Source organism: Candidatus Defluviilinea gracilis, from assembly GCA_016716235.1.
GTDB lineage: Bacteria > Chloroflexota > Anaerolineae > Anaerolineales > Villigracilaceae > Defluviilinea > Defluviilinea gracilis.
On sequence record JADJWS010000005.1, the window covers coordinates 41404 to 65440 of the forward strand.

25 protein-coding genes are annotated in these 24037 nt (G+C 53.5%); 16 read left to right on the top strand and 9 right to left on the bottom strand.

Features of this window, described 5'->3' with window-relative positions; translation table 11 throughout:
• Positions 1–146 precede the first annotated feature (146 nt).
• A complete protein-coding gene (locus IPM31_17165) occupies positions 147–437 on the bottom strand; it encodes a helix-turn-helix transcriptional regulator (GenBank protein ID MBK9008703.1) in 291 nt (96 codons plus the stop codon).
• 249 nt (positions 438–686) lie between these two features.
• Here IPM31_17165 and IPM31_17170 point away from each other — a divergent pair, with 249 nt between their 5' ends.
• From IPM31_17170 to IPM31_17185, 4 genes are all read left to right on the top strand, one after another.
• Entirely contained in the window at positions 687–878 is a 192-nt protein-coding gene (locus tag IPM31_17170; GenBank protein ID MBK9008704.1) for a transposase, read from the top strand.
• Positions 878–1030, top strand: a complete 153-nt coding sequence (locus IPM31_17175; GenBank protein MBK9008705.1) for a transposase — start codon at positions 878–880, stop codon at positions 1028–1030. Before IPM31_17170 ends, IPM31_17175 begins: the two co-directional genes overlap by 1 nt.
• A gap of 353 nt (positions 1031–1383) precedes the next feature.
• Positions 1384–1542 (top strand): hypothetical protein, encoded by a 159-nt coding sequence (locus IPM31_17180; GenBank protein MBK9008706.1) that lies wholly within the window; start codon positions 1384–1386, stop codon positions 1540–1542.
• An 82-nt stretch (positions 1543–1624) separates the two neighbouring features.
• The gene (locus IPM31_17185; protein ID MBK9008707.1) at positions 1625–2128 is read left to right on the top strand and encodes a transposase; all 504 of its coding nucleotides are present in this window, start codon (positions 1625–1627) and stop codon (positions 2126–2128) included.
• 195 nt (positions 2129–2323) lie between these two features.
• Here IPM31_17185 and IPM31_17190 read toward each other — a convergent pair whose 3' ends face one another.
• The 7 genes from IPM31_17190 to IPM31_17220 form a co-directional block, all read right to left on the bottom strand.
• On the bottom strand, positions 2324–4219 hold the full coding sequence (locus IPM31_17190; protein ID MBK9008708.1) for an Nramp family divalent metal transporter: 1896 nt from the start codon (positions 4217–4219) through the stop codon (positions 2324–2326).
• Between the two features lie 142 nt (positions 4220–4361).
• Positions 4362–4955 carry an isoprenylcysteine carboxylmethyltransferase family protein gene (locus tag IPM31_17195; protein ID MBK9008709.1) on the bottom strand — a complete coding sequence of 198 codons (594 nt, stop codon included), beginning with the start codon at positions 4953–4955 and terminating at the stop codon, positions 4362–4364.
• Entirely contained in the window at positions 4952–5299 is a 348-nt protein-coding gene (locus tag IPM31_17200; protein MBK9008710.1) for a hypothetical protein, read from the bottom strand. The genes IPM31_17195 and IPM31_17200 overlap by 4 nt, the downstream gene beginning before the upstream one ends.
• A 198-nt stretch (positions 5300–5497) precedes the next feature.
• The gene (locus IPM31_17205; GenBank protein MBK9008711.1) at positions 5498–6166 is read right to left on the bottom strand and encodes a metal-dependent transcriptional regulator; all 669 of its coding nucleotides are present in this window, start codon (positions 6164–6166) and stop codon (positions 5498–5500) included.
• The gene (locus IPM31_17210) at positions 6166–6864 is read right to left on the bottom strand and encodes a hypothetical protein (GenBank protein ID MBK9008712.1); all 699 of its coding nucleotides are present in this window, start codon (positions 6862–6864) and stop codon (positions 6166–6168) included. The genes IPM31_17205 and IPM31_17210 overlap by 1 nt, the downstream gene beginning before the upstream one ends.
• A gap of 229 nt (positions 6865–7093) precedes the next feature.
• Positions 7094–8278, bottom strand: coding sequence for a ZIP family metal transporter (locus tag IPM31_17215; GenBank protein MBK9008713.1), 1185 nt, complete (start codon positions 8276–8278; stop codon positions 7094–7096).
• Positions 8279–8287: 9 nt separating this feature from the next.
• A complete protein-coding gene (locus IPM31_17220; GenBank protein ID MBK9008714.1) occupies positions 8288–9331 on the bottom strand; it encodes a multicopper oxidase domain-containing protein in 1044 nt (347 codons plus the stop codon).
• Positions 9332–9590: 259 nt separating this feature from the next.
• Here IPM31_17220 and IPM31_17225 point away from each other — a divergent pair, with 259 nt between their 5' ends.
• From IPM31_17225 to IPM31_17280, 12 genes are all read left to right on the top strand, one after another.
• Positions 9591–10739 (top strand): ROK family transcriptional regulator, encoded by a 1149-nt coding sequence (locus IPM31_17225; protein MBK9008715.1) that lies wholly within the window; start codon positions 9591–9593, stop codon positions 10737–10739.
• Positions 10739–12136, top strand: coding sequence for an ROK family protein (locus tag IPM31_17230; GenBank protein MBK9008716.1), 1398 nt, complete (start codon positions 10739–10741; stop codon positions 12134–12136). Before IPM31_17225 ends, IPM31_17230 begins: the two co-directional genes overlap by 1 nt.
• A complete protein-coding gene (locus IPM31_17235) occupies positions 12133–12981 on the top strand; it encodes a PIG-L family deacetylase (protein ID MBK9008717.1) in 849 nt (282 codons plus the stop codon). Before IPM31_17230 ends, IPM31_17235 begins: the two co-directional genes overlap by 4 nt.
• 111 nt (positions 12982–13092) lie before the next feature.
• A complete protein-coding gene (locus tag IPM31_17240) occupies positions 13093–14382 on the top strand; it encodes an extracellular solute-binding protein (protein ID MBK9008718.1) in 1290 nt (429 codons plus the stop codon).
• Between the two features lie 72 nt (positions 14383–14454).
• Complete coding sequence (locus IPM31_17245; protein MBK9008719.1) at positions 14455–15609, top strand: sugar ABC transporter permease; 1155 nt, start codon at positions 14455–14457, stop codon at positions 15607–15609.
• A 9-nt stretch (positions 15610–15618) separates the two neighbouring features.
• A complete protein-coding gene (locus tag IPM31_17250) occupies positions 15619–16461 on the top strand; it encodes a carbohydrate ABC transporter permease (GenBank protein ID MBK9008720.1) in 843 nt (280 codons plus the stop codon).
• 2 nt (positions 16462–16463) lie between these two features.
• The gene (locus IPM31_17255; GenBank protein MBK9008721.1) at positions 16464–18041 is read left to right on the top strand and encodes a glycoside hydrolase family 3 C-terminal domain-containing protein; all 1578 of its coding nucleotides are present in this window, start codon (positions 16464–16466) and stop codon (positions 18039–18041) included.
• Positions 18042–18298: 257 nt separating this feature from the next.
• The gene (locus IPM31_17260; protein ID MBK9008722.1) at positions 18299–19672 is read left to right on the top strand and encodes an extracellular solute-binding protein; all 1374 of its coding nucleotides are present in this window, start codon (positions 18299–18301) and stop codon (positions 19670–19672) included.
• 80 nt (positions 19673–19752) lie between these two features.
• On the top strand, positions 19753–20688 hold the full coding sequence (locus tag IPM31_17265) for a sugar ABC transporter permease (protein ID MBK9008723.1): 936 nt from the start codon (positions 19753–19755) through the stop codon (positions 20686–20688).
• A gap of 10 nt (positions 20689–20698) precedes the next feature.
• Complete coding sequence (locus IPM31_17270) at positions 20699–21526, top strand: carbohydrate ABC transporter permease (protein MBK9008724.1); 828 nt, start codon at positions 20699–20701, stop codon at positions 21524–21526.
• A gap of 2 nt (positions 21527–21528) precedes the next feature.
• Positions 21529–22716, top strand: a complete 1188-nt coding sequence (locus IPM31_17275; protein MBK9008725.1) for a hypothetical protein — start codon at positions 21529–21531, stop codon at positions 22714–22716.
• Positions 22713–23750 (top strand): SIS domain-containing protein, encoded by a 1038-nt coding sequence (locus IPM31_17280; protein MBK9008726.1) that lies wholly within the window; start codon positions 22713–22715, stop codon positions 23748–23750. The genes IPM31_17275 and IPM31_17280 overlap by 4 nt, the downstream gene beginning before the upstream one ends.
• A gap of 128 nt (positions 23751–23878) precedes the next feature.
• Here IPM31_17280 and IPM31_17285 read toward each other — a convergent pair whose 3' ends face one another.
• Positions 23879–24037 (bottom strand): hypothetical protein, encoded by a 159-nt coding sequence (locus IPM31_17285; GenBank protein MBK9008727.1) that lies wholly within the window; start codon positions 24035–24037, stop codon positions 23879–23881.

The window sequence follows — 24037 nt, forward strand, 5'->3', positions numbered from 1 at the left end:
AATGATTCCTTGATGGATTAGGTAATGGCTTGTAGGGCGGGTTTTCAACCCGCCGTTGATTGAATTTCAAGAATGTGTCAGGCTAAAAGCCTGACCTACGATTCCGTGTAGAGCGGATTTTCAACCTCCATTGGTCTGTAGCGCAATTACCCATGCTGTACATGCTCAAGACCCATGCGATAGAGTTTTTCGACGTGATCGTCGTCGAGACGATAGAAGACCTGCCTGCCTGACTTGCGCGCACGGACGAAGCGCATCTGACGGAGTCCGCGCAGTTGATGCGACACGGCGGACTCGGTCATGTTCAATTTTTCGGCAAGCGCGCCGACGCCCATCTCGCCATCGAGGAGCAGGGAGATGATCCGCACGCGGCTGGCATCGCTGAGGGCGCTGAATAGTTCGGCGAGTTGAATGGCTTTGAGTTCGGTGAGTTTCATAATACTGAATAGTTGAGCAAGTGTTCATATATTACTTCAGGAAATGAACCCTGTCAAGAGACAGGGTTTGTTTGTCTGCGAAAAACGTCCCGATGTATGTAGGGCAGGTTTTCAACACGCCGTTAATCGAAATTCAAGAAGATGGCAGGCTAAAAGCCTAACCTACGAGCTTCACGAAAATTCAGGGGCTGTCTAAAAAGGGGAGGACAGCCCCTCCTCAGTTGGGGAAAAGTTTAATACAATAGGGAGATGAACAACCGAAACCTCACCTTCAAGCCGTACGCAATGGAGCAGTTGAGTCTGCTGCCGCCGAGTTTGGAAGAATTAATCCCTGAAAAACATCTGGTACGGGTGGTCAATCGCGTCGTGGATGAGCTGGACATCGAGCCGCTTTTAGCAAAATACAAAGGGGCGGGACGAGCAGTTATCATCCGCGCATGATGTTGAAGGTGATTGTGTATGCCTACACCCAGAAGATCTATTCGTCGCGGAAGATCGAAAAAGCGCTGTGGGAGAATATTGGCTTCATGTGGATCAGCGGGGGCAACCGCCGGACTTTCACACGATCAACAACTTTCGGAGCGACACGTTGAAGGAAGCGGTGCGGAAAGTGTTCGCTTCGATGATGGAGCTTCTGGTGGAAGAGGGCTACGTGAAGATGGAGAATTACTTTGTGGATGGGAGCAAGCTGGCGCCAACTCCAACCCGCACAAAGTGGTGTGGGCGAAGAAGACGCAGAAATACAAGGAGAAACTACAACAGCAAATTCAGGCGTTGCTGGATGAAATCGAGCAGGTGAACGAACGCGAGAATGCAGTATACGGGGAGGAAAACCTGGGAGAACTGGGCGAGCAAAGCGAGTTGACGCCGAGAAGGTGAAGCGGAAAGCGGCGGAGATCAACGCCCAGTTGAAGGAAAAGCCGCTGACGCGGAACAGAAAAAGGCAATGAAGAAATTGGAGCAGGAGGATGTGCCGCGTTTGGAGAAGTACGAAGAGCAAGAACGCATTCTGGCGGGACGCAACAGCTATTCGAAACCGACCCGCAGCCAGCAGTCTGGCATGAAGGAAGACGGCGGCGCGCAAGCCGCTGGGCGCCGCTTATAACGTGCAAATAGGAACCGAAGGACAGTTTGTGGTGGGCTAAGCCTCACCAACAAGCCGACGATACCAGTTGCTTCATCCCCATATGCAACAACAGCAGTTTCCGCAGGGCAAACAATTCAAAAACGTGTCTGGCGACGCAGGCTACGGCAGCGAAGAAAACTATGCCTATTTGGAAAAGCACGGCATGGGGAACTACCTCAAATACAACACCTTCCACCAGGAGCAACACCCGCCGCGCAAACCCGAACTGCTTGAGAAGATGCGCTTCAAGTCAACCTGCTTTCGCTACGATCAGGACAAGGATCAGTTCGTGTGTCCCGCCCACCATCGCATGGTCTATATCGAAACCAACCCCTACCAATTCCACAACGGCTTCTTATCTGAACGGCGGGTTTATGAATGTTTGGAGTGTGCCGCCTGCCCTCTCAAACCCAAATGCACCAAAGCCAAAGGCAATCGCCAAATGCAAGTCGGATTTGAACTCCGCCGCTATCGTCAGCAAGCCAAAGACAACCTGCTTTCCGAGCAGGGTATGCCTTGCGTAAATTACGAAGCATTGAACCCGAAACGGTCTTCGGGGACGTGAAACAGAACATGGGCTTCGAAGGTTCATGCTCCAGGGTTGAAAAAAGTGGATGTGGAGTGGGGTCTGGTGTGCATGGCGCACAATTTACGAAAACTGGCGATCCAATGACCGCCAGTTTTTTTGTCTCTTGCTCCGTTTACGCCGTTTTCTCAACTTGTTCTTCCCCTTTTTAGACAACCCCTATCTTGACGTATGCTAATCACCAATCGGCACGATCACCACGCTGGCTTTGATGTGGTGGCGCAAGTCGCTGATGACCGTTCCGTGGATCAAATCTGAAACGCCCGTGTGACCATGTCCACCGACGACGATCATTTCTATATTCGAATCGTTGATCATTTTCGCCAGTTCTTTGCCTGGCTCGCCGCTTCCGATCTGCCATTCGGAGTTGACTTTGTTCGCTTTCATCATCTCGGTCAATTTTTCGAGTCGGTCGCGGTCTGCGAGCGTTTCGGAATCTTCACCCTCGACGCCCAGCCTTCTTGCCACTGGACTTTCGACAACGTGCAACAAGGTGAGTTTCGTTTGCTTTTTGTTGATGAAGCGCAGACTTTCCGTGAGCAATTTTTCGTCCTTGCCTGAAAAGTCCAATGCCACGCCGATGTGCTGGTAGGGCGGAGGTGGTTGGATCGCGTTGATCGTTTGCGCGGCTTGACGATGGACACTCCCAATGCGAAATCCGTTTTTGTCCAGCCAGGGATGCGCGACCACGTAAAGCAATAGCAGTCCGAGTAATACAGTTAATGGGATCACGGTCGCTTCGATGATCCACGCGTCGCTTCCCGCGTCGGCGATCCACGCTCCGATTTGGTCAACGATCAATTTGATGTTCAGCGACAAAATGATTCCCGCCACGATCCATGCCAGGGCTTTTATCTTCGGGCTGATGGTGAATTCGCCCATGCGGCGTTTGTCTGCTACTGCGTTGATCAGCGGAATGATCGCAAACGGCAGTTGAAGCGAGAGGACGACTTGACTCAGCACGAGCATCGCGCCTGTGGCGTTTTCGCCGAAGTGGGCGATGACGAGTATCGCGGGGATGACAGCCAGAAGTCGGGTAATGAGGCGGCGCAGCCACGGTCGAATCCGCAGGTTGAGGTAGCCCTCCATCACGATCTGCCCGGCGAGCGTGCCGGTGATGGTGGAACTCTGTCCCGAGGCGAGAAGCGCGATGGCGAACGCGATCGGCGCGATGGACGCCCCAAGCAGAGGCTCCAGCAAATGATGCGCGTCTTGAATCTCGGCGACGGCAAAATATCCGTTTCTGTGAAAGACCGAAGCCGCCATCACCAAAATCGCAGCGTTGATGAAGAAAGCAATGTTGAGCGATAACGATGTGTCGATCGTGTTCCAGCGCAGGGTCTTTTTGACTTCGTCGCTGTCGCGCCCGATCTTGCGAGTTTGCACGAGTGACGAATGCAAATATAAATTGTGCGGCATGACGGTCGCGCCTAAAATGCCGATGGAAATATATAACGCGGTCGCGTCGGGCAGGGATGGGACAAAGCCATGAGCGATGCCAACCCAATCAGGTTTGCCCAACAGGATCTCGATGAAGAAAGCGACGCCGATCGTTCCGACCAACGCGATGACCACGCTTTCCAGTTTGCGAATCCCCGCATGCGACAACAACAAAAGCAGGAATGTATCCAACGCGGTAAGTATCACGCCATACAGAAGTGGGATACCGAAAAGTAATTGAAGCGCGATGGCAGAACCGATCACCTCCGCCAAGTCGCAGGCTGTGATGGCGATCTCTGCCAGAATGTAGAGGGGGATATTCACAATGGGCGGATAATCTTCATGACAGACTTGCGCCAGGTCGCGGCGACTGACGATGCCGAGCCTCGCGGCTAAACTTTGCAGGAGAATCGCCATAAGGTTGGACATCAACAAGACCCAGATCAAGGCGTAGCTATAGCGGCTTCCGCCCGCGATGTCTGTTGCCCAGTTGCCCGGGTCCATGTAGCCGACGGATACCATGAGGGCGGGTCCAGTGATCGCCAGCCAGCGCCTCCATGAGGAGGCTTTGGCTGGCACAATAACGGATTCATGTACTTCTGAAAGGGAATTTTGCGAATGTTTTTTCATGTTTGTTCTTCGATGTTTGCGTGATAAAAGATTTGAGACAATACCATGTCACTCTGAGGGAGCGGGGTTTGCGACCGAAGAGTCTCTTGTGTTGGCAGTAGAGACCCTTCGCTATCGCTCAGGGTGACATTTTGAGATGACTTTAGAATAGTTTCGGCAAAAAGCGACCTGTGCGCTTCATGTATTCTCGATACTCATCTCCGAATTTTTCGATGAGGTTGGCTTCCTCTTTTGGTGTGCGGATCGCCATGAGGACGAATGCCAGGATGCCGAACATCCCGATAAACCAGTTGTCCGCCATCATGCCAAAGGACAAGATGAATGACGAACCGATCGTGTACAACGGATGACGAATGTATTTGTAAATCCCATTCGTGGTGAGTTTGTGCTCTTTGCGCGTCGCGCTGGTGGGGGTGATTCCGCTCCCGATACTGCTGAACAGCCAGTAAATGCCGAACACACACAGGATTCCAATCCCAACGCCGAGCCAGCGAATCGATTCGGGGAGTCCGATCTTCGACCAAGCCATCCATTGCGGATTAATGAGATAGATCAGCGGACTCAACCAGAGGATCAGTCCTCCGATACGGATGAAGTTCATCATCACGCCGCCGTCCACTTTGCGGGAAACGGTTTCGCCTGATTCTTTGTCCGCTTTGCGGCGGAAGTAACCTGAGATGCCGATGCCTGTGAACAAGACAAGCGCGGCGATCATGCGGAAAATATTTTCGTTCATTTTTTACCTTTCATTCGTTCTGTTAGTTCAAGATATTTGTCGTACGGTTCGGCTGTCCAGCCGTTGACTCCGTGTTTGGGGAAATACACGCCGTGTATATAAATCTGTCCGATTGTCATCAGGGCGATCACGCCCCAAAATGCATACCTGCTAAACAAAATGCCAACGATTGTCAGGACGCCGACAACGATAGCAAGTTTAGTGATCCTTCTGTTTGTTGGAACATGCTTTTCAAATTTGTTGAAGACAACGAAGTAAGCAAGGCTGGCAATGGTCAGGACGATGAGGATTTCGGTCAGGCTGACTGCTGGTAAAGATGGAAGTAAAACTGCGCGTTCAAACATGTTCGTTAACTTTCTTTGATTGATTTCTTGCAAAGGTCAATCGTAGGTCAGGCTTTTAGCCTGACGCTTTTCCGAATTTTGATGAATAGTGGGTTGAAAACCTGCCGTACAATTTCTTGTGTAAGAGGGCTAATAGACTTATTGCATACGCTCACCATGCAAAAGATTGTCAGGCTGTAAGCCTGACCTACAAAGCATTTAACTCTCTTCCACAAAAATCTTGCTTGTAATGTTCAACCCAAGCACCGAGGTTTTGCGCCCGACTTTGACCGTTAGATTGTGGTCGTATGATGAATATTCCTTCACCTCGATACTTGCGCCAGGCGTGATGCCGAGGGATTCGAGATGACGAAGTAACTCATCGTCCGCGGCTTTGACGCATTGGATCGTGCCAGTTTGATTCGGTCTCAGCGCGGAGAGCGGAGTCGAATCGTCCAGCGGCATCTTAAGATCGGCGGTGGGGATCAACTCTCCATGGGGGTCACGAAGCGGATGTCCCATCGCGGCGGCGATACGTCGCTCAAAATCTTCCGAGATGACGTGTTCGAGTCGCTCCGCCTCTTCGTGCACTTCATCCCACGAATAGCCGAGTGTTTGCACGAGCCACGCTTCGAGCAGACGGTGATGCCGAATCACTTCGAGCGCGGCTTTCTTCCCATCTTTCGTGAGCGTCACGCCTTGGTGTTTTTGATATTCAACCAGCGGCGGATTCGACGCGGCAAGTTTTTGAATCATGCCCGTCACTGACGCAGGCTTGATCTTGAGTCGTTCCGCGAGCGCGTTGGTGCTGGCCGGCGCGCCGCGATCGGTCAATTCGTAAATGTGTTTCAGGTAATCCTGAATCGAGATGGTGAGTGTTTGTTCCATTATCCGTTCCAAAGTGTGATCGTAGTGCAGGCGAAGAAGACCATGAACGCAATGTTGAAGCCTGCGCCTTCTGTCGCGTCGCGCAAAAATTGCGGCAGGATGCGGTTGATGACCAGCCACGCGATGGTCAGTGTGAGCGGGTTGATCCACGTCAACCAAAGTGGGAATGACGTTTGACCCGATGCAACCAAAATCGAAAACCAAATGGATGCGATCACAATGAAGATCATCACAGGAGCGTATGTGATGATCAAAACTTTTTTATGCCGCTCGATCATTTTGACGATCACCGCCTGCGACTCTTCGCTGACATTGTTCAACGCGTGGACGTATTCGCCCATGTAATAAAACGTGCCGTGGACGAACGCGCCCAGGATGGATGCGGTTCCGAACAAGCCGACAACTGTCAGCACAGCGGAGGTGTTCGCGCCGCCCAAGCCTTGATAGATGTGCCAGTATCCTGCGACGTATAAAGGTGTCCCGAACACGCCGAGCAACGCGCCCCAGATCATTCGGTTCGGTGATAGCACGATCATCTTTTCGGCGTCTGAAAGCAGTTTGGCGAACGGCTTGAGTTTGGGATACTCAGCGAGATTCACTTTGCTCGCGAGCAAAAGCACATCACCGATGGCATAGAGGAACGCGCCGAGGAAGGCGAGTAATCCAGAGATGCGGAGGGGGAGGAGAATGGTTTCCATAGTTTTCTGTTGTTGCGAGGCGATACTTCGACTTCGCAGAACGATGTTTATTTATTTGCCTGAAGAACTTTCAATCCCGAAGGGATGGAAGAATTATAGAAAATGGAACAAGGCACGATCAAATCCCGCAGGGATGACATATCCTCATGCAAAGCCATGACACCCCTTCGGGGTTGGCTTGCCTATTACGTGCAAATCTATAATCATTTCACTCCTTCGGAGTTACAACTTACTTAATCAATAATCCAGTTACCCACAACAGCATCATGCCTGTCAACACGCCGCTGAAGACGGTCATCGGTATGGCTTCGCGTTGGGTGTCTTTTTGAATCAATTTGGCGATTTCGTAAATGACTTGGAAGATCGCGCCTGCGCCGATGGCGAGGAACAGCACAGCGAGAAACGGCGAGGGAGCATATCCGCCGATCCATGCGCCGAGGATGGCGGGTGCGCCGCCGATCAATCCCATGACCGCGAGTCGTCTAATTGTGGGTTTGTCGCGTAGTACGGGAGCGATGATTCCAAGTCCCTCGGTGATGTTTTGGATGATGAATCCCACGACGAGGAATGTTCCCAGCGCGATCTCGCCGACGTTGTACGCCGCGCCGATGGCAAGTCCCTCGCCGAGGTTGTGGAATCCTATTCCGACCGCGATGATGAACGCGACCGATAAACGTCTCTGCGATTCATCGCCTGATGTGTTGGTTTGACTCTTTGAAATTGCATCCAACAAAAGGAAAGTTGCAACCGCGCCGATGCCGATCAATCCAATCCCTTGGAATGTGGCTGGAACTTCTGCCGCAAACTCCAGCGCTTCGGCGAGCGTGTCCAAGCCGAGGAAGATGAGCAAGCCCGCCGTTGCCGCCATGAGGAAGGTCATCGTGCGGCGACCGAGAGTCCGCAGTGCGGGGAACCAGAAGATGCCGATGAAAACGGGGATCACGCCGACGTATAAGCCGATCAATGTGAAGCCCCAGAATGTTGCCGCGTCGGGTTGTGGAGTTTCGAATGCGACGGGAATGTCCACGCCGAAGACGATTGCATTCGTTGTGAAAACGCTGACACCGTATGCTTCGCCGTAATTCCATGGATAGGGAATGTGAATAACGGCGCGTCCCAAGCGCGGTATCGTTGTATCTGGTGAAACCGTGAATGGCATGATGGCTTCGTTCACGCCGACTTGCGCAATTGTGAGCGCGTCAGGTCCCATGTTGCGGACGTGAAGCTCAATCACGTTTTGTTGGAGGTTGTAACGCTCGATGTCGAGAGTCTCGATGGGCGCGGCAGATTCCAAATCCAAGCCGCCGCCAGTGGAGAGGAAGAGCGCGATCACTCCAGCGAGGAGAATGATGGGGAGCAGAAGCAGGACGAAGGTCCGAAAGGTGAAGCGTGTGGGTTCAGTCGAATGAGTCATGATGAGCCTCTATTCCGTCACTTCGAACATGCCATTCCAGCCGAGTTCCGCAAACTCCGTCACGTGCGCGTGGAACATGTACATGCCCGGATATTTGTAACTGAATTCGAGAATGCCGCGTTGCGCCTGTCCTTGAATGATCGTGTCGGTAAATTCGGCGGGCGTGAGACTTGTGCCAGTGGGAAAGTATTGAAAAAAGTTTGCGTGCAAGTGGAATGAGTTGATGAGATCGAACTCGAGGATGTTCACGAGATAGATGCGAATCGTTTCGCCGACCTTGATCTGGATCGGATGGTTTTGATAATGAAAAGGAATCGCGTTGACCGCATAAAAATCATTCGCATCATCGAAGTCCACATCAAAGCCGCTCATCACCATCACCATCTCGCGATCCACGCGCGGACGTCCGCCTTTGGGGTCAACGATGAACGTGCCGTAGAGTCCCTTTGCGATGTGACGCGCGAGAGGGAATGCGTGACAATGATAGAGGTGGAGTCCGAACGGTTCCGCATCGAACTCGTAGACGAATGATTCGCCGGGCAACACGTTTCCCCCCGGACCTGAACCTGGTACGCCGTCCATCGAGCCTGGATGAAACCCGTGAAAGTGCATCGTGTGCGGATGATTGCTTCCGTTGGCAAAATTGATTCGTATGCGGTCGCCTTCGGTGGCGCGAAGCGTTGGACCGGGGATGCGTCCGTTGTACGTCCATGCGGGATAAACGATGCCCGGAACAACTTCGATATCCTTGTTGTGCGCGAGGATCTTGTACTCGCGCAGGGTTTGTCCGCTGGGCAGGGTGGAGACTTCGCCGTAATCGAAATCGGTCAGAATGTCGTCAGGATTGAAGCCGTTGGCTTCGTGGTCCACTTCGCCGACAGTGTTGGGCAGTGTGCCATCATGTCCATCGTGTTGCATGGCTGGCGCGGCAAGGACTTTTGTTTTGTTCGCGTGATCGTGGTTCGTGTTTGCAAGCACACCGACACCCGCCGCGCCGAGCAGGGTGAGTCCGCCCGTTTTGAGGAAATCCCTTCGTGTGAATTTAGTAGTCATCGATTCTCCATTTGGGTAACTAAACAAAAATTTAGGTATGCCTAAATTTTAGGAGGAGATGAATAATCTGTCAAGGGCGGATTTGGAATTGGCGAAAATACCCGTCCAAAGATTCTGGTTTCGATCTTGCCAAAATACAGGGTTGACTTTTTGTGGGGGAGTCTGTACAATGCGTTTGTTAGTCCAGTGAATTTACAAAGTCGTCAGACAAATTGTTCTTCTTGTAGTGGCAATCCAAATTCTTGTTGCAGGAAACTTGATGAAAAAGGCTACGCATCAACAAACGAAGCAACACAATCGAGATTTGGTTCTCAGAACGATCTTTGCCAATGACCCGATCAGCCGCGCCGAGATTGCGCGTATCACCCACCTGACCCGCACCACGGTTTCAGATGTTGTGTCTGGCTTGCTTGCCGAAGGTTTGGTGCATGAAGTGGGGCGCGGGGAATCCATTGGAGGAAAATCTCCAATCTTACTGAGCGTCCTTGCAGATTCGCGCTATTTAATCGGACTGAACCTCGCGCAAGATAAATTTATCGGCGCGGTAGTCAATTTGAGGGGCGAAATCAAAGAGACCGTTGAAGTGGGCGTGCACGACGATAACGGGGAAAAAGCGCTCGAACTCGTTTACCAAATTCTTGACCAATTGAAACGAAAAAAATACAAGCCGCTTGTGGGAATTGGAGTCGGCGCGCCCGGCCTAATCAACACGCGCGAGGGAATCATTTTGAACGCGGTGAACCTGGAATGGGAAAATCTTCCGCTTGGTACTCTGCTTCAAAAGAAATATAAGATTCCCGTTCTCGTTCTCAATGACAGTCAAGCAACCGCGATTGGGGAGTATGTGTATGGAAATAAGCACAAGCCGGACGAGAACCTGATCGTTGTCAATGTGAAGTATGGTATCGGCGCGGGGATATTAGTCAACGGGCAATTGTTTCAAGGCGACGGGGGAGGCGCAGGCGAGATCGGTCATGTGGTGATTCAAGAGAATGGCGAATTATGCCGGTGCGGCAAACGCGGCTGTCTGGAAACCATCTCCAGCGCGCGCGCGGTGATGCAGCGCTTGAAAATGGATTCGCTCGATGCGGTTCAATCCGCGTTTGAGGCTGGCGACGCCAAAACGAAAGAGTCCATTGAACGGGCGGCGCGGTATTTAGGCGTCTCTCTTGCAAATTTGATCGGCACACTGAATATTCAGAAAATCGTTTTGACAGGCGATATGACGCTCTTCGGTACGCCGTGGCTGGAAGCTGTTAATCGCGCGATGCAAAACGCCGCGTTAACTCGCATGTCTGAAGGCACTCAGCTTGAATTAGGCACCTTGGATTATCGCGCCTGTATCCTCGGCGCGTCTGCTTTCCTGTTGCAGGATGGCTACTCGCCTTTGTTTGGCGGAGCGCATTAATGACTTTACCGTTAATCCCTCCGCGTGTTGCGCCTCCATTGGATGAAGAATTTCGCCCGGCGGTTTTGGCGCGTCGCGCGTTTCAGAATTCCGTTGAATCTGAGAGCGAGAGGCTGGTGATCGGGCTTGAAAGAAATAACGGAGAGTTTTCTCGAATCGAATTAAAAGTTTTTCCCGAATCGCACTCGAACTTCGGCGCAAATCTTGAATATGTTGAACGCGCTCTCAAGTTTCTCCTCTGGCAACGCGGCGGACACAAGATCTACGTTGGCGGCTCGCGCAAGATCGGCGAGCACATTCGAAATGATTACGCGGCAAACGGCGCTCGGAACTTTGATTACCATTTTATGGGAGATCAAGTCTACGAGCGCGCATTCGAAGTGGTCTTATGCGCTGCGGATGAAGTGCCCGCTTCTTTCGAGAGGGGGAAACTGCTCGGCCGCAACCTGCAAGGTCATCGCATCGGCTTCGACTTGGGCGCATCCGACAGAAAAGTCAGCGCGGTGGTTGGCGGGGTTCCGGTTTTCAGCGAGGAAGTCATCTGGGAGCCGCGCAAACACTCTGATCCCGAATATCACTACAACGAGATCATGCAATCGCTGAAAACTGCCGCGAGCAAACTCCCGCGCGTGGACGCGATCGGCGGCAGTTCCGCTGGCATTTATGTGGATAACCGACCGATGGTGGCTTCGCTGTTCCGGGGGATTCCTGTTGAGCGCTTTAGCGAAATCAGGAACATGTTCCTGCGAATCAGAGACGAGATGGGAGTGCCGCTGGAAGTGATCAATGACGGAGACGTCACCGCGTTGGCTGGCTCGATGTCCATTGAAGATAACGGCATTTTGGGTATTGCCCTGGGTTCGAGCGAGGCGGCGGGTTATGTGAACATGACTGGGCAGATCACCGGCTGGCTAAACGAGCTGGCGTTCGCCCCCATCGACTACAACCCAAACGCGCCGATCGAAGAGTGGTCGGGCGACCGAGGCTGTGGCGCGTCGTATTTTTCACAACAATGCGTTTTCAGGCTCGCGCCCAAAGCGGAGATCGATATCCCATCGAGCCTGACCGACGCCGAGAAGTTGAAATTTGTTCAGAACCTGCTGGATTCGGGATACGGAGGCGCGTTGAAGATCTGGCAAACGATGGGAATTTATTTAGGCTATGGCATTGCTCACTATGCCGAGTTTTACGACCTCAAGCATGTTTTGATTTTAGGCCGGTGCACCTCGGGACGAGGCGGAAATCTATTGTTGGAAGGCGTGATCAACGTGTTCGAAACCGAATTCCCCGAACTTTTGAAGAAAATAGAAATTCATTTGCCCAGCGAGAAATTACGCCGCGTGGGTCAATCCATTGCGGCGGCAAGTTTGCCGGTCATAGAACAGGCGCAGGCATGAAATTTTCTCTGAATACGGCTGAAGTTTTTATCCCGGACGGCGTGGCTGAGGAGCAGGCGCTGGGACGCACAACGCATTTATGCCTTGCCGCGCATCAGGACGATATTGAGATCATGGCGGCGCAACCGATCTTGGAGTGTTTTCAACAAGGCGATAAATGGTTCACAGGCGTTGTTGTCACGGATGGTCGAGGGTCTCCGCGCGATAGCCTTTATAAGGATTACACAGACGATGAGATGCGGGCTGTGCGTTTTCATGAACAACGCAAGGCGGCATATGTGGGCGAGTTCTCCGCGCAAATCATGTTGGACCTGCCCAGCGCCACACTTAAGGACGCGTCTCGACAGGAACCCATCGAAGATTTTGTGGAGATCTTGCGCGCCACAAAACCGAACTATGTGTACACCCATAACCTTGCGGACAAGCATGATACGCATATCGCGGTTGTTCTGAGGGTGGTGGAAGCCATCCGCCGACTGGACCCGGCTGAACGTCCCGAGAGACTCGTGGGGTGTGAGGTCTGGCGCTCGCTCGATTGGATGATCGATCCAGATAAGGTGTTGATGAATACCTCCGCCCATGAAAATCTCCAGTTCGCTTTGTTGGGCGTCTTTGATTCGCAGATCGTCGGCGGGAAGCGGTACGACCTCGCTTCGATGGGGCGCCGCCGCGCCAACGCCACATATTTTGAATCGCACGGCGTAGATGCGACACACGGGCTTTCGTATGCAATGGATATGACTCCTTTGATCGCCGAAGAGTCGCTTGACCCGGCTGTTTTTGTGCGGGAGTTTATTCATCGTTTTGCGCAGGATGTTGATACTCGTATTCGCCAGATGAACTGACTTTTCTTTATTTATCCTGTTCATGCGGCAGAAAGGAGATCGATCGAAGAGCATAGTATTTCAATTTGCGTATTCAACCGATGTTTGAAAAACTACAAGGAGAAGAAAAAAATGAACAAGAAACTGTTTACGTTGCTTTCAGTTTTGGTGTTGGTCAGTATGATGTTGACCGCCTGCGGTGGCGCGGCTCAGCCAAAAACCTTGAAGATCTACCTGCTCGATTACACCCCCGACACCATCGCGTGGTTGAAGAGCGATATCAACCCGGCGTTTGAAAAGGCTCACCCGGGCGTGACGGTCGAGATCACCGAAGGCTCATGGTCGGGTTGGGATACGACCTTTGCCGGTTTCTTCGCCGCGGGCGAAGGTCCCGACATCATTAACCTCGGCTCTGAAATGAACACGCTCTACGGCAAGAATCTTGCCGATATGGATCCGTACCTTGGCGCTGGCGCCTGGAGCGAGATCAGTAACTTCGGTCCCGCGCTCGAAAATGCCAAGTACGAAGGCAAACTGCGCGGTCTGCCGATCTTCACCGCTCCTCGTTACGTTTTCTGCCGTTCCGATCTTGCGACCGGCACGCTTCCGCCGAAGAGCTTTGCGGATTGGATTTCGTTCACGAAAGCCAACACAGTGATCGACCCCGCCACCAACTCGTTGACCCAACAGGCGCTTCACCCGGTGGATGCGGCTACCATGGCTGACTGGCAGTGGTGGTTGTTGGTCTTCTACTCTCTCGGCGGCCAACTTTATAAAGCCGATGGCTCGCCCAACTTCGATTCCCCGGAAGCGCTGGCGACCACCCAATTCCTGCTCGATCTGCGACAGGCTACCTACGGTCCCGCTTCAGATGCGGTTGGCGCGCTTCCTGCTGGCCAAGGCTCCGTCATTGATGTGGACGACGCCACGGGTAAGAACAACGGGGTGATCTGCCTTGCCCACTCCGGCTGGGCGGCTCCCGCGTTTGATCGCCCCGTCTGGGAAAATATTTCCATTGAACCGTTCTACGGCGATCCGGCGAACTTCCCCAACAGCAAACCGGTGGTGCTTGCGTTCAACGACTGGCTTGCAGTCGCGGATTACAGCCCGAACAAGGAACTCGCGGCGGATTGGTTGAAACTTGCCTTCAGCAAGGAAGGCAACAACAAGTGGAACGAGACCATGGGTCTCATCCCTGCCCGCAACGACTCGCAATACGGCTACGTGACCGACTCTCCGCAACTGCAACGCGAAGCGGAATTGGCGGCGGAATATGGCGTGGGCTTCGCTGGAATCAAGGAAGCCGCAAAATTGTCCACCATCATGCAAGACGCGCTGGGCAAATTGGTGACCGAAGAGCTCACTCCTGAAGAAGTCAACCAGACGATTCAGGAACAATACTCTGCGGCGCTCGCCGAATAAGAAAAGATCTAAGTGAGTTGGGCGGGGAGTCCTCCCCGCCCAACTCTACTCTCGTACCTCGAGGAGTATGCCATGCTGGAAAACCCATATATCAATGTGTTGATCGTGGCGGTATTGACCGTTGCGCTCATTGTATCTGCCAGTTATGGTTTGGGTTTCCTTGCCCGTTCGATCGTCCGGGCGCGCGGCGCCACGCCCAAACAGCAAGAAAGCGCCTTTGCGGGTTATTTTTTCGCCGCACCCTGGATCGTTGGCTTCATCATATTTGTCGTTGTACCCCTGTCTTTTTCTTTATACTGGAGTTTCACCGATTATCGCATCGCCTCCGGCGCGCCGGCAACCTGGAAAGGGATCGAAAATTACCGCGACATCCTCCTCCATGATACTGGTTTCCGCGCCTCGCTTGTCAACACCTTGTATCTGACCTTGATCGGCTTGCCATTACAGATGGGAGTGGCGTTATTCCTTGCCGTGCTGTTGAACCAAAAGATGAAAGGCGAGCGCGTTTTCCGAATGGCGTTTTACTTGCCGGTGATCCTCGGCTTTAACACCGCCGTATTGCTGTGCTGGCGTTTGATGTTGAATACCGGCACGGGTATTGTTAACCAGATCATTCGCGCGATATCCACTTCCGTTCCGCCCTTTGGAGTATTCAGTCGCGCGCTGATCCTCGTCCAGGAAGTTGTCACCGCGTTCTTTTTAGGGATGAATACGGGGAAATACAACCTGCTGACAAAAGTGCTTGAAGCGGGTTTCCCTGCCGACAACCGCGTTCCGCTTTGGGTCCAGAGTCCATTGTGGACGAAAATGTCCGTAATTTTACTCATGGTCTGGGGATGCGGCACAATGATGCTGATCTTCCTCGCCGGTTTGAACAACATCCCCAAAGAATTGCACGAAGCCGCCGAAGTGGATGGCGCGACCGCCTGGCAAAAATTCTGGAGAATTTCCTTCCCCCTGCTCACCCCGTATATTTTCTATAACCTGGTCGTTGGGTTGATCGGCTCCCTGCAGATCTTCGAGCCGATCTTTGTCCTTTACCGTGATAACGAGCCGATTGTCTCTTCGACGATCTCAATGGTCTACTATCTATGGGAAACGAGTTTCAGCCATTTTGAGATCGGGTATGGCTCTGCCATTTCGTGGGTCATTCTTGTCATCATCCTCATTTTTACGCTTATCCAGTTCAAGCTTCAAGACCGCTGGGTAACCTACGATGTGTACTAGGCAGGCAAAATGAAAAGATACTTCCCCATCCTCAAAGGCATTTTGCTGTACGCCTTGCTCACCGGCGCAACCATCCTAATGAGCTTCCCCTTGTTTTGGATGATCTCATCCTCGCTTAAAACCGTGGAAGAAACGAACTCTCCGGGCATCGTCTGGATTCCAGACCGCCCAACTCTCGAAGCCTACATCGATATTTTTCAGAATGAAAATTTTGTGCGCTCCTATTTCAACTCCGTGTTCTACGTAACGCTGGCATTGGCAGGCACATTGATTTCGATCGCCGCCGTGGCATATGCCTTCAGCCGCGTGGAATGGCCCGGGCGAAACATCGTATTCTTCCTCATGCTCTCCACCATGATGATTCCGCCGCAAGCGCTTATCGTGCCGCAGTACGTGTTCTTCAATAAACTGGACTGGATCGGCACCTTCAACCCGCTTATTATTCCGGGCTACTTCGCCGGCGGCGCGGCGATGGTCTTCTTATTGCGTCAGGCAATGGCGCAAATCCCCAAAGAATTGGACGAATCCGCGTTCGTAGACGGCGCAAACCACATCCAAATCTGGTGGGAGATTATCCTGCCGCTGGTTAAAGCGCCGCTCGCCACCGTGGCAACCTTCCTTTTTGTCGGCATGTGGAACAACCTGCTCACCCCGCTTATCTATCTGCAAACCATCGACCTGTACACCCTGCCCGTATACGTGTCCACCCTATACAACATCAACCTGACGACGCAACCGTGGCCCACCATCATGACCTCGGCAGTGCTGACCACCGTGCCTCTCATCGTTGTCTTTTTCCTTGCCCAGCGCTACATTCTCGAAAGCGTAGTGGTCTCTGGCTTGAAAGGATAAGCGTGGACATCGAACATCTCATCGGGCAAAAACTATTATTCGCGTTTCACGGCAAAGAGACCCCCTCGCCTGAAATTATCGAAGCGTTCCAAAAATACCACCCCAGCGGGATTTCATACTTCCGCAGTTTAAATATCGGGACTCCCTCCCAAGTGCGCGAGTTGACCAACGCCCTGCAACGCCTCGCGCGCGACCTCGACCTGCCTCGCCTCCTCATCGCTACCGACCAGGAAGGAGGGCAGTTGATGGCGGTGGGCGACGGCACGCCCCTGCCCGGCAATATGGCGTTGGGCGCCACACGCTCCGCAGAACTCGCGCGCAAAGCGGGCGAAGTGCTCGGGCGCGAATTGTCCGCGCTGGGCATCAACGTCAATTATGCGCCCTGCGCCGATGTGAACATCAACCCGCAGAATCCCGTTGTGGGCGCGCGCTCCTTTGGCGAAGATCCTCGTCTGGTTGCGGAGCTGACCGCGGCCATGATCGAAGGAATTCAATCGCAAGGAGTTGCCGCCACGGTCAAGCACTTCCCCGGTCACGGCGATACCGCCAGCGACACGCACCACGGGCTTGGCACTGTGCCACACTCTCTCGAACGACTTCGCGCCGTAGAATTGCCTCCTTTTATCGCCGCCTTCAAAGCGGATGCCAAAATGGTGATGACCGCGCACCTCGGAATCACTTCGCTGGACGGCGCAAACCCTCCTCCCGCCACCTTATCTCCCAACATCATCAACGGTCTACTGCGCCGCGATTTCGGCTACGATGGTGTCGTTGTCACCGACGCGATGGACATGAAAGCGATTCGTCAGGGCGAGGCTTTGCGCGAGGAATCTGTGCGCGCGGTGAAAGCGGGCGCAGACTTGTTGCTCAATACCAGCGACCCACAAGATCAGACCCGCGCGTTCGAAGGCCTGATGGAAGGATTCAAGTCTGGTCAACTCACGCTGGGCGAGTTGGAAGCGTCCGCCGCGCGGATCTCACGCTTGAAACAATGGATCGCCGAGAATTCAGCCTCGCATGATCTCGCGGTAATTCGATCTGCCGAACACATGCGGGTTGCTCAAGAGATTGCGGAGAAATCCATCACACTGGTGCGCGATCGTGAAAAGTATTTGCCGCTCAAACTCGAATCGGACCAACGCATTGCGGTGATCGTTCCCCAGCCAAAAGACCTGACGCCAGCGGACACGTCATCGTACATTCAGCCTAAACTGGCAGAGTCTATTCGGGACTATCACGCTCGCACAGATGAGTTCGTCATCCCGTATTCGCCCACTGAGGCAGAATCGGCCTCAGTGTTGGGGCGTGTCCGTGAATATGATGTGATCGTCGTTGGCACGATCAACGCCTATGCCGAAGAGAAGCAAGCCGGGTTTGCGCGCGCGCTCTTGAATCTTGGCAAGCCCACGATTGTGATCGCCATGCGTCTCCCGTATGACCTTGCCGCCTTTCCGCAAGTCTCCGCGTACGTTGCCGCGTACGGCATTATGGAGCCGTCCATGCGCGCCGTCGCGAAAGCCTTGTTTGGCCGCATCCAGATGACCGGCCGACTACCGGTATCCATACCCACTGTCGGGTGAAGCGCGGAGTCCCGTCTACATAATTTCTCTGAATCGATCGAAGTGGAATAGTGAATGTCCTGTCGGATTCGCGCTCTTGCGAATCTTGTTACGCAACTCATGCGTCATATTACACAGGAAGGTTGCGGGCGAGTTGCCGAAGCGCAGTGTGCGCTGCCGCTTGATAAGACAACCTGAAAGGAGCGAGTAAGGAAACCATTGCGTCAAAAGTAACCGGAAGTCTGTTTGTAACGTGTTCAAAATATATAGGAGAAGAAATGCAAAAGAAACTGTTCGTTTTGTTATCTGCTTTGATTTTGGCGAGCCTTGTGCTCTCGGCTTGCGGCACCCCCGCGCCTACCGAGGCGCCTGCCACAGAAGCGCCAGCCACTGAGGCTCCCGCTACCGAGGCGCCTGCGACTGAGGCTCCCGCCACAGAAGCGCCAGCCGCTGAAGTGACCCTCACCCTGGGCTCCTGGCGCGTGGATGATGTTGCCGCCTGGGACGTGATCAATGCCGCGTTCCACGAGAAATATCCCAACATCACCGTCAAATTCGACCCGACCAACCCGCCCGATTACAATGCCACGCTTCGCACCCAACTCGAGACCGGCACAGGTCCCGACTTGTTCTTCGTGCGTTCCTTCGCAACCGGGCGCGAACTGTTCGATGCGGGTTACATCGCTTCTTTGAAAGACCTGCCCGGCATCAACGATAGCTTCACTGCCGCTTCCCGCGCTCCGTGGGCGACCGATGACGGCGAGCCGTATGCGGTGCCGATCATCGCCGTATCTCATGGCATTTACTATAACAAAGACCTCTTCGCCGCCAATGGCATTGAGATTCCCGCCACTTGGGAAGACCTGATGGCCGCCGCCAAGACCCTGCAAGACGCGGGCGTGATACCGTTTGCGAACGGGACAAAAGACGCCTGGGATATCAACGAAGTTGTGATGATGCAACTCATCCCCAGCGATATCGGCGGTTACGATGGGCGCATGGCGTACCTGAACGGCGAACGCTGTTTCAACAGCGACGAAATGGTCGCCGCCTTCCAGCAGATTGCCGATCTGAAACCCTACCTGCCGACAGGCTTTGAAGCGGTCAGTTACTATGACGCCAGCCAGCTTTTCGCGCAGGGACAAGCCGCCATGTTATTCGACGGCTCTTGGAGCATCGGTCCGATCAAGAAAGACGCCACCGACTTTGAGTGGGGCGTGTTCTACCCGCCCGCGCTCGCAGGCAAAGACACCTATGTGTCCTTCCATACCGATGCCGCTGTCGGCGCGAACGCCGCATCCCCGAACCTCGAATCGGCCATGCTCTTCCTTGAGTTCCTCGAATCGCCTGAATTTGCCGGATTGCTTGGCGATAACCTGCCAGGCTTCTTCCCGCTGACCAAGGAGATTCCGACCCTCAGCGACCCGATCAGCGCCGACTTCATGGCGTTCAACAAAGCCGCCAAAGGCGTGGACATTCGCTTCGTGTGGGAAAAACTCCTCGCCGCGCCCTCCGGCAGCGTGGATGCCTACACCTCCCTCAACAACAACGTGATCGCCGTGTTGAAGGGCGAGAAGACCCCGAAGGAAGCCGCCGACGCTTTCAATGCTGATGTGGCGGCTTGGTACGAACCTGCCGCGGCTTGCAAGTAATCAGCCGTTTCAGCGTACAATAAAAGGCAGGGATGGGTTTCCCATCCCTGCCGATTGTATAACCATAAAAAGGAGAGACCATGACTCGCGCGCCAGACCTGTTCAGCGTAAAGAACCGCCAAAAAATTACATGGCTCTTATTCCTATTGCCCGCCGTGGCAATGTACCTCGTGTTCATGGCGGGACCATTGTTCGACTCACTGCGCTTGAGCCTGTATCAAGGGGAAGGCTATAACCCGACAACGTTTGTCGGCTCGCAAAATTACAGGGACTTATTTACCAACCCATTATGGCGCGAGAAATTTTTCAACGCGTTTACCAACACCTGCGTCTTTTTCGCCATTCACATGCTTGTGCAAAATACGCTTGGCTTGTTGTTCGCCAACCTGCTCTCGTCGGAATTTCGAGGCAGGAATTTCTTTCGCACAGTGATCTTTGCCCCCGCGACTTTATCGGTGCTGGTCACTGGCTTTTTATGGACGTTGATCCTCAACCCGAACTGGGGCGCGGTAAATAAGACGCTCATCGCCATGGGGTTAAGGGAATTGGCGCTCCCCTGGCTTGGACGCGAAAACCTCGCCCTCCCGGTTATTTCTCTGACCTCGGTCTGGCAATGGGTGGGCATGCCCACGGTAATGTTCCTCGCCGGGCTGATGGGTATCTCGGACGAATTGCTCGAAGCCGCCCGTATCGACGGCGCATCGGAGTGGAATATCTTCTGGAAGATAAAGTTCCCGCTTCTGAAACCGGTGATCGGCGTGGTCACCATTTTGACCTTCGTGGATAACTTCAACGCTTTCGATGTCATCTATGCCATGGCAGGCGCGAAAGGCGAACCATCGTATTCAGCCGATTTGTTGGCGACCCTGTTCTACCGCACGGGGATCGCGGGCGAACACCCTGTCGGCATTCCAAATATGGGCATGGGCGCGGCAATCGCCACCCTGACGTTTGCCATTCTAATGACGGGCGTCCTGTTCTGGCTGTATTTCTCTCGCAAGCAGGCGACGGAATAGGAGGCGCGCGATGCGTTTGAATAAACCCCAACTGCTATTTACTTATATTGTTCTTGGCATTTGGTCGCTTATCGTCCTGTTCCCGATCTGGACTCTCGTGGTAAATTCCTTCAAACCGCAGAAGCAGATTTTCAAAGACCCGTTCGGGTTGCCGGAAACTTTCACGTTAGACGGCTATCGCGAAGCTTGGAATAACGGACGGTTCGACCTGTATTTCATCAACACCCTCATTGTGACGGCGATCGCGCTCGGGCTGATCCTCTTCATCGGCTCGATGGCGGCGTACGCGCTCGCAAAGTGGAAATCGCCGGTCTCCAGTTTCCTGTACGTATTTTTCATCGCCGGTTTGATGATTCCCATCCGCCTCGGCACGCTCGACCTCGTGCGGCTGATCAAGGCGCTCAATTTGCAGGATACTTATTGGAGTCTCATCCCTGTGTATGTTGCCATGGGGATGCCAATCGCAACCTTCGTGTTGACCGCCTTCATCAAAGAGTTGCCCGGCGAAATGTTCGAGGCGGCGAAGATAGACGGCGCGACCGAATGGCAGGTGTATTCCCGCATCGTCCTGCCGCTTATGCGCCCCGCGCTGGCGACGGTGGCGATCTTCAACATGATAAAAATCTGGAACGACTTTTGGTTCCCGCTCGTGTTCATCCGCGCGGAGGAATCGCGCACGGTGGCGCTGGGCGTCTCTCTGCTCTTCGGGCAATATCGCACCGACTGGACGCGCGCGCTTGCCGTCCTCTCGCTGGCGGCGGTGCCTATGCTGATCTTGTATATGATCCTGGCGCGCGAATTCATCAAAGGGCTTACCGCCGGGGCTGTGAAAGGCTAGGCATGAACGGCAGGGAACGCATGGCGCTTGCCATGCGCCACGAAGAAGCCGACCGTGTCCCGGTCATGTGCCAATTGGCGTTGGGACATTATTTTTTAAACGCCGGTCTTGCCCCGCATGAAATCTGGTTCAGCAGTGAAGGCTTTGCCGAAGCCCTCGTCACGATGCAAAGGCGCTATCAATTCGATGGGATTTTGATCAACCTGCCGGGGCGACCCCGCGGATTTTTGAACCAGATCAAAAGCGTAGAGAAGACGAAGAAGGGCGAACTTGTGACGTGGAAAAACGGGCACGTGACCGTCATCCCTTGGGATGACAACGCCCAATACGTTTACACCGCCCGCCCCGATCTCACACCTCGCGCCGACTTGGGGGTGCTTGATCCAGACCATTTGGAGGATGTTGACCAATTCCCCGGCTATCTCTGGAATACCTATCATGTGCCGTGGATCGAGGGCAAAGCGGATACCGGGTTGCTGAACGAAATCCCCGATTATTTTTTTGATACGATCGACCTTGTCCGCGAGAAAACAAGAGGCGAAGTTTCGGTGCATGGCGAAGTTTTCTCGCCGTTCACGCATTATCTCGAGTTGTTTGGATACATGAACGCGATTATCGGATTAGTGAAGAGCAAGGAGAAGGTGAAGGCGTTGTTGGACCGTCTCACAGACGCGACGATTGCCTGGGCGGTCGCTCAAGCCCGACATGGGGTTGACGCGGTGCTTATTTCATCCGCGTTTGCGGGCGGCGGGTTCTTATCCCCAAAGATGTACGCGGAATACATCCTTCCGTATGAACAAAAATTGGCAGACGCCGTTCGCGCTTGCGGCGCGCCGGTGTACACGCACACGTGCGGCAAGATCGGCGACCGACTCGATCTAATGGAGCAGACGCATACGATGGGCATTGACACGCTCGACCCGCATCCGCTTGGCAACGTGGAATTGGCAGATGCGAAGAAGGGCGTGGGTCAGCGGATGTTTTTGAAGGGCAATATGAATTCGGTGTCGCTTCTTGAATACACTACAAAGGAACAAGTGATCGCCGAAGCGACGGAACGGATTATTATCGGCAAGCCGGGCGGCGGATATATTTTGAGTTCGGCGTGTTCGATCGCGCCGCGCGTGGAACCGTGGAAGATCGAACTGTTCGCCCCGCTTGCCGAGGAAATTGGACGGTACCACACATGACGCTGTATTCCGAGATTAACGAACAACCTGAACGGATCAAACGCTTGCTTGCCTCGCAGAGAAAGAACATTGAGCGTGTTGCGACTGCCATTCGAAAACACGGTGTTGACTATGTCTTTCTCGCCGCGCGCGGGACTTCGGATAACGCGGGCAGGTACGCGAATTATCTGCTCGGCGCAATGAATGGATTGCCACTCGCGCTGGCGACTCCGTCGCTGTTCACGTATTACAACCGCCCGCCGAAACTAAAAAACGCCCTGGTTGTTGGTATTTCGCAATCGGGCGCGTCGCCTGATATTGTGGCGGTATTGGAAGAGGGGAAGAAGCAGGGGTGCCTGACGCTTTCGATCACAAATGAGTCAAACTCGCCGCTCGCGCATGTCTCTGACTTCGTGCTGGATATTCAAGCGGGCGCGGAGAAAGCCGTCGCCGCGACGAAGACCTACACCACTGAGTTGATGACGGTTGCGATGTTGTCTGCCGCGCTGAACGGAAATCAAAAGCAATGGGGCGAGTTGAAACAGGTTGCAGGTTGGATGAAATCTGTTTTGAAGCATCACGATTATATTTCCGAGGCTGTGCAGCGCTATCGCTACATTGACCAGACCGTTGTGCTGGGGCGGGGATTCAATTACGCCACCGCGTTCGAGTGGGCGTTGAAGTTGAAAGAGTTATCGTACATCATCGCCGAGCCGTACTCCTCCGCCGACTTTGCGCACGGACCGATCGCGCTGGTGGAGAGCGGCTACCCCGTCTTTGCCGTCGCGCCGAAGGGGAAGGTGTTTAATTCGATGTTGCAGATGCTTCAACGGTTGAAAAAAGATATTTCAGCGGAATTGGTTGTGATCTCGAACGATAAACGCGCGTTATCGCTTGCTCAAATTCCCCTGTCCATTCCCGCCGATGTGCCAGAGTGGCTTTCGCCGCTGGTCACAATTTTGCCAGCGCAATTGTTCGCCTATCATCTCACACTGGCAAAGGGATTCGATACCGAAAAGCCGCGCACGATCCATAAAGTGACGAAGACGAAATAATTTATTGAGTCATGTCATGCTGAGCCCTTCGACAGGCTCAGGATAAACTCCGCGAAGCATCTCAGACGCGACAAGCAGAGACCCTTCGGTCGTGGCGCGAAGCGCCACTCCCTCAGGGTGACATTCAACTACCTTCTTGGTCTCATCCATCGTCCACCCATCACGAGAGACAATAAAACGAACACAATTGCAATCCACGAAAACGCGGTGTTGTCGGTGGATAGTCCAATGGTGAGGAAGACGAGTCCAAGCGCGAGAAAAATTATCGAGGAGTTTTTGCGGTTCAT

What these genes read in the sequence shown, in the direction of transcription:
- IPM31_17280 (MBK9008726.1), top strand. Translation starts at nt 22,713, where the DNA reads ATGACGCTGTATTCCGAGATTAACGAACAACCTGAACGGATCAAACGC.
- IPM31_17245 (MBK9008719.1), top strand. Translation starts at nt 14,455, where the DNA reads ATGCTGGAAAACCCATATATCAATGTGTTGATCGTGGCGGTATTGACC.
- IPM31_17165 (MBK9008703.1), bottom strand. Translation starts at nt 437, where the DNA reads ATGAAACTCACCGAACTCAAAGCCATTCAACTCGCCGAACTATTCAGC.
- IPM31_17170 (MBK9008704.1), top strand. Translation starts at nt 687, where the DNA reads ATGAACAACCGAAACCTCACCTTCAAGCCGTACGCAATGGAGCAGTTG.
- IPM31_17195 (MBK9008709.1), bottom strand. Translation starts at nt 4,955, where the DNA reads ATGAACGAAAATATTTTCCGCATGATCGCCGCGCTTGTCTTGTTCACA.
- IPM31_17270 (MBK9008724.1), top strand. Translation starts at nt 20,699, where the DNA reads ATGCGTTTGAATAAACCCCAACTGCTATTTACTTATATTGTTCTTGGC.
- IPM31_17200 (MBK9008710.1), bottom strand. Translation starts at nt 5,299, where the DNA reads ATGTTTGAACGCGCAGTTTTACTTCCATCTTTACCAGCAGTCAGCCTG.
- IPM31_17285 (MBK9008727.1), bottom strand. Translation starts at nt 24,037, where the DNA reads ATGAACCGCAAAAACTCCTCGATAATTTTTCTCGCGCTTGGACTCGTC.
- IPM31_17190 (MBK9008708.1), bottom strand. Translation starts at nt 4,219, where the DNA reads ATGAAAAAACATTCGCAAAATTCCCTTTCAGAAGTACATGAATCCGTT.
- IPM31_17220 (MBK9008714.1), bottom strand. Translation starts at nt 9,331, where the DNA reads ATGACTACTAAATTCACACGAAGGGATTTCCTCAAAACGGGCGGACTC.
- IPM31_17185 (MBK9008707.1), top strand. Translation starts at nt 1,625, where the DNA reads ATGCAACAACAGCAGTTTCCGCAGGGCAAACAATTCAAAAACGTGTCT.
- IPM31_17250 (MBK9008720.1), top strand. Translation starts at nt 15,619, where the DNA reads ATGAAAAGATACTTCCCCATCCTCAAAGGCATTTTGCTGTACGCCTTG.
- IPM31_17225 (MBK9008715.1), top strand. Translation starts at nt 9,591, where the DNA reads ATGAAAAAGGCTACGCATCAACAAACGAAGCAACACAATCGAGATTTG.
- IPM31_17235 (MBK9008717.1), top strand. Translation starts at nt 12,133, where the DNA reads ATGAAATTTTCTCTGAATACGGCTGAAGTTTTTATCCCGGACGGCGTG.
- IPM31_17175 (MBK9008705.1), top strand. Translation starts at nt 878, where the DNA reads ATGTTGAAGGTGATTGTGTATGCCTACACCCAGAAGATCTATTCGTCG.
- IPM31_17210 (MBK9008712.1), bottom strand. Translation starts at nt 6,864, where the DNA reads ATGGAAACCATTCTCCTCCCCCTCCGCATCTCTGGATTACTCGCCTTC.
- IPM31_17265 (MBK9008723.1), top strand. Translation starts at nt 19,753, where the DNA reads ATGACTCGCGCGCCAGACCTGTTCAGCGTAAAGAACCGCCAAAAAATT.
- IPM31_17275 (MBK9008725.1), top strand. Translation starts at nt 21,529, where the DNA reads ATGAACGGCAGGGAACGCATGGCGCTTGCCATGCGCCACGAAGAAGCC.
- IPM31_17240 (MBK9008718.1), top strand. Translation starts at nt 13,093, where the DNA reads ATGAACAAGAAACTGTTTACGTTGCTTTCAGTTTTGGTGTTGGTCAGT.
- IPM31_17260 (MBK9008722.1), top strand. Translation starts at nt 18,299, where the DNA reads ATGCAAAAGAAACTGTTCGTTTTGTTATCTGCTTTGATTTTGGCGAGC.
- IPM31_17230 (MBK9008716.1), top strand. Translation starts at nt 10,739, where the DNA reads ATGACTTTACCGTTAATCCCTCCGCGTGTTGCGCCTCCATTGGATGAA.
- IPM31_17180 (MBK9008706.1), top strand. Translation starts at nt 1,384, where the DNA reads ATGAAGAAATTGGAGCAGGAGGATGTGCCGCGTTTGGAGAAGTACGAA.
- IPM31_17215 (MBK9008713.1), bottom strand. Translation starts at nt 8,278, where the DNA reads ATGACTCATTCGACTGAACCCACACGCTTCACCTTTCGGACCTTCGTC.
- IPM31_17205 (MBK9008711.1), bottom strand. Translation starts at nt 6,166, where the DNA reads ATGGAACAAACACTCACCATCTCGATTCAGGATTACCTGAAACACATT.